General features: G+C 40.7%; 3 protein-coding genes and 1 pseudogene. All 4 read right to left on the bottom strand.

All coding sequences use genetic code 11. The features are described from left to right. Positions 1-544 (bottom strand): annotated as a pseudogene (locus tag FJR38_RS08555) (transposase); the annotation flags it as partial. A 115-nt stretch (positions 545-659) separates the two neighbouring features. Further along, positions 660-2,930, bottom strand: coding sequence for a transglycosylase domain-containing protein (locus tag FJR38_RS08550; RefSeq protein WP_168536506.1), 2,271 nt, complete (start codon positions 2,928-2,930; stop codon positions 660-662). Positions 2,931-3,066: 136 nt separating this feature from the next. Continuing rightward, the gene (lspA, locus tag FJR38_RS08545; protein WP_168536504.1) at positions 3,067-3,528 is read right to left on the bottom strand and encodes a signal peptidase II; all 462 of its coding nucleotides are present in this window, start codon (positions 3,526-3,528) and stop codon (positions 3,067-3,069) included. A 112-nt stretch (positions 3,529-3,640) separates the two neighbouring features. Beyond that, positions 3,641-4,228 carry a biotin transporter BioY gene (locus tag FJR38_RS08540; protein ID WP_168499848.1) on the bottom strand — a complete coding sequence of 196 codons (588 nt, stop codon included), beginning with the start codon at positions 4,226-4,228 and terminating at the stop codon, positions 3,641-3,643. Positions 4,229-4,383: the final 155 nt, after the last annotated feature.

Raw genomic sequence — 4,383 nt, 5'->3', positions numbered from 1 at the left:
AAATCTGTCGGATATTTAATATCTGCTGGTACACAAGTTGCATCTAACTTTAATTTTCCCTGATTTTTATCTTCATCTATTTTTTCTTCTCCCGCTTCAGTGCTAATAACTTTTTTTCTGTTTCTTCCTCACTGATTTTATCTTCATTATTATTAACCATACTTCTATTCATTCTATTCACTAATTCAATATCTATCCTTTGTCTAAAATGAACTAACATTGAGGACTCAAATGGTGCTTCATTGCTATAGCTATTCAATCCTATAAAGTATTGTAGATATGGGTTTTCTCTTATTTGTTCTACTGTTTCTCTATCACTTAAACCCAATCTTTCTTTGATTATTAAAGCTCCTATGGCTATCCGAAAAGACTTTGCTGGTGCGCCCATTTCCATCGTGAATTGTTTCGCATATTCATCTTCAAATTCTGACCACGGAATTAAATTTGCCATTATTACCCATCTATTATCTTCTGCCAATTGTCCCTCAAATGGCAGTTTAAACTTTTCTATGGGGGTAGGTAGAGTTTCAATTTTTCGATACATTTTCTATGTTTTTGTGAGGATTATTACCCATTTTACCCGATTGCCTTGCACTTTTTTCCCATTTATAGACTTCAATCACTATTTATATAAGGGTTTCAGCTTTAATCAGCAAGCCCTATTTAGCAATTTTCTTCATATAAGTACCCCATAGCTGTGCGGCTTGGGCGCTGCTGCCAGATGTAGGGGAATTATTGTCGTTTCCTAGCCAAATACCAGTGACAAGTTGACGACTGGGAATAAAGCCAATAAACCATAAATCAACATTTTTATCCGTTGTCCCAGTTTTACCTGCTTCCCCTAAACCAATCCTGGCACTGCCACCTGTACCATTAGTAATTACACCTTGCATTAAAGTCGTCATTTGATTAGCAATTTCTGTTTTTAGAACTTTTTTGTTACCATCGGGATCTTGATCAAAGGAATAAATCACACGACAGGTTTGTAAATCTTTGATATCTTTACAGTCACTACTATCTATAATTCTACTGATAGCATGGGGAGGATTCCACACTCCACGGTTGCCGATCGCCCCAAAAGCACCAGTCATTTCTAAAACACTAACTACACTCTGACCTAATATCAAGCCCGGTACTGCCTCCAGATCAGATTTAACACCCAAACGCTGGGCCATCTCCACTACTTTATTTAAGCCCACATCCTGGGCTACTCTCAAAGCGATGGGATTTTCTGAAAGTGCCAAACCTGCGGCGAGATTGAAACTACCACCAGCACCAGCACGACAGGGTTTATACGTAAAGCCTTGCCAGGTTAAAGGGCTGCACGAATAACTTCTATATTGGGAAATACCCCTTTCTAATGCGGCTGTGTAAGCAAAAATTTTAAAAGTCGAGCCTGGCTGTCGTTTGGCTTGAACAGCGCGATTAAACTGGCTTTTTCGATAATCATTCCCCCCCACCATGGCCACAATACTCCCCGTTTTCGAGTCGAGAGTTACCATCCCCCCTTGAGAAAAACCAAAGGTTGAGCCAGCTTGAGTTATAGAATTTTTTAACGCGGTTTCAGCTTGACTTTGGATAGTTGGATCTAGTTGAGTTTCAATGATATAGTTACCTTCTCTGGCAGCTTCTGGTCCCAAAATTGATGTCAGTTCTTGAAAGACGTAATCATAAAAATAGGGCGCAATGGTATTGGCTTGTCTCTCGCAGACTTTGGGATTAACTTGGACGGTAGAACGTCGAGCGCGATTGGCTTCTTCTTGGGTGATTTTGCCCATTTCTAGCATTCGCTTAATGACTCGATTCCGGTAATCGGCTGCTCCGAGTTTCCGCGGACCATCCCCACAAAAATCAAAGGCATTGGGAGCAGGTAAAATTCCTACTAAGGTGGCTGCTTCGGCTAGAGTTAATTCTTTGGCTGATTTATTGAAGTAATATTTAGCAGCATCCTCAAAGCCGGAAGTATCTGCACCCAAAAATACCCGATTTAAGTACGTCAGCAAAATATCATCTTTGCTATAAAAGGTTTCTAGTTTGAGGGAGACGACTGCTTCTTTTACTTTCCGTCCTAGAGAGTCTTGACTACCTACATATTCACGGAATAAGCTCCGAGCTACTTGTTGAGTAACTGTACTTGCTCCTTGTTGAACATCACCACTACGAGTATTAATCAGTACGGCTCGCAATACACCCAAGGGATCTACCCCAAAGTGCCAATAATAACGACTGTCTTCGGAAGCTATCACAGCAGAAGCTAAGTAGGGACCAAAGTCTGATAACTGTTTCAAATCTATGTGAGCGATATTTCTAGGTTCACGGAGTGGGGTTGAACCATCACGAGCGTATATAACTACAGGGGCGCGAGTAGCTGTAGGTAGAGGTCTAACGGTAAATTTCAACCATTGAACACCTATGGCTAAGGCAACAAGAGCAGTGATACCACCAATGGCCACGACTGAGACGTTAGCAGCTTTCACATACCAGGCTGGTGGATCAATATATTGGAGACGGACAGAAGCTGCTAGTTCTGGCGGACCCAATGTGATCACATCACCATGACGCAGTTCTAGCGAATTTATGCGTCTCTTGCCCAGATAAATACCGTTGGTGGAGTTTTCATCCTTGATGGTAAAAACGGGAGTGTGCTGGGTGGAATCCCGTGACAGTGAGAGGTGAATTTGGCTGACTACTTGGTTACGGACGACGATATCACAGGATTTAGAGCTACGTCCAAGAATATAGCGATCGCCTAATAACGGATATTCTTCTGCCTGATTCGTCCCTGCATCATGTACTAATAGCTCTGGGACTTTGGCATTAGGCTTGAGCGCCAGTTTGGAAAAATCAACTCTAGCTTGAATGGTATTTACTGCTTGAGTCAGTTGACCAAGTAAGGTTTGTGGCTTTTGAGGAGGTTGGGGGGAACTCATAAACAATTCACAATTCAAAATAGTGCTTACAGCAGGCTACCGCCAACAAAATTCAAATTTTAAAAGGAGCAAGAAGGATGGAAATAATTCAAAATACTATTCACAAGTGAAGAAGTAATGATTTAATTTGGCATTTTTAATTATTTGGTGTTTTTTGCCAGGAGGCAATTAACAGGCAGACAATTCCTATACTAATAAAAGAATCTGCCATATTAAATACGGCAAAGTTAATCAAACGAAAATCCAGAAAGTCAATTACATATCCTAATGCAAATCTATCAATACCATTGCCTATCGCTCCTCCTAAAATCAAACCATAACCCAACTGATCCCAAAAATTTAACAGGGGTCCAAACCATGCAATTGTCATTAATACTAAACTGACTCCCAAAGAAAGCCACCGTAACCACTCTACTTTGCCGCTTAATAGACTAAAAGCTGCACCTGTATTAGTAACATAGGTAAAATGAAATATCCCTGGTAGTAATGGCAGTGTTTGTCCCAAGGCGAAAGTTTGGACTACCCAGTATTTTGTCATTTGGTCGAATAAAAATGCTATCAAAGCAACAATCCAGAAAAGGCGATTTTTTATACGCATGATAAATTTGTCAGTTGTCAGTTGTCAGTTGTTCTTTGTTAGTTGTCAGGTGTTCTTTGTCAGTTGTTTTTGATTTGCTACTGACTATTAACTACTGACCAATGACCACTGACTAATAAAACATTATATGTCGTAGCACGTAAGCTATTATGGTGACAGCACAAACAACTACTAGTTGTCCTGGTAGTGCAAAGCAGGAGTATTTGAGGATGGCTTGAATCAGAGATAAATTTTCTGTTCTTGTCCAAGGCAAAACATAACTAATAATTAAATAAGCAATACCGCAGACGTGAACAGTGAACAAACCACAAATACAACTAAAAGCGAGAGTTTCTAGGCGAGGTCTAGCTTTAAAGGCTAAATAACCACAAATCCAAGCTCCGGGAATAAAACCCAGCAAATAGCCAAACTGAGATAGTTTAACATAACCAATACCGCCACCTTCGGCAAATACAGGTAATAGAGTTAATCCCATCACTAAGTAAGCAATTTGTGAGAGCGCCCCAGCATTTTGACCTCCTAAACAACCTACCAGTAGCACTGCACCAATTTGATAGCTGACACCCAATGAAAGGGTTTGAATTCCATGCTGACTCCAATTCCAAGGAGAGGTAACACCATAAGCTTCTAGGAAAGTACCACCCATTGTCAGGAGCAAGCCTATCATAGACCATAGTAGTTGATTCGACGCAGCAAACATTTATTAGGCGCAAGGGAAAAAGCAATAGGGAACAATAATAGCAATAAGTATAGGCGAATTAAGTGGGTAAATAGGGAGTGGGGAACAGGGAGTAAGGGACTTCAAAAAAAATACCCAATCGCTTTTAGGGCAGGGGCAGGGAGCAGGGGGCGGAA

This window comes from Anabaena sp. UHCC 0253 (assembly GCF_009712085.1).
GTDB lineage: Bacteria > Cyanobacteriota > Cyanobacteriia > Cyanobacteriales > Nostocaceae > Dolichospermum.
The sequence above is the reverse complement of the archived record's forward strand: the minus strand, read 5'-3'. Positions and strand labels throughout refer to the sequence as shown.

Bases quoted from the DNA above. Each gene is read 5' to 3' on its own strand.
- lspA (WP_168536504.1), bottom strand. From the start codon at position 3,528: ATGCGTATAAAAAATCGCCTTTTCTGGATTGTTGCTTTGATAGCATTT.
- FJR38_RS08550 (WP_168536506.1), bottom strand. From the start codon at position 2,930: ATGAGTTCCCCCCAACCTCCTCAAAAGCCACAAACCTTACTTGGTCAA.
- FJR38_RS08540 (WP_168499848.1), bottom strand. From the start codon at position 4,228: ATGTTTGCTGCGTCGAATCAACTACTATGGTCTATGATAGGCTTGCTC.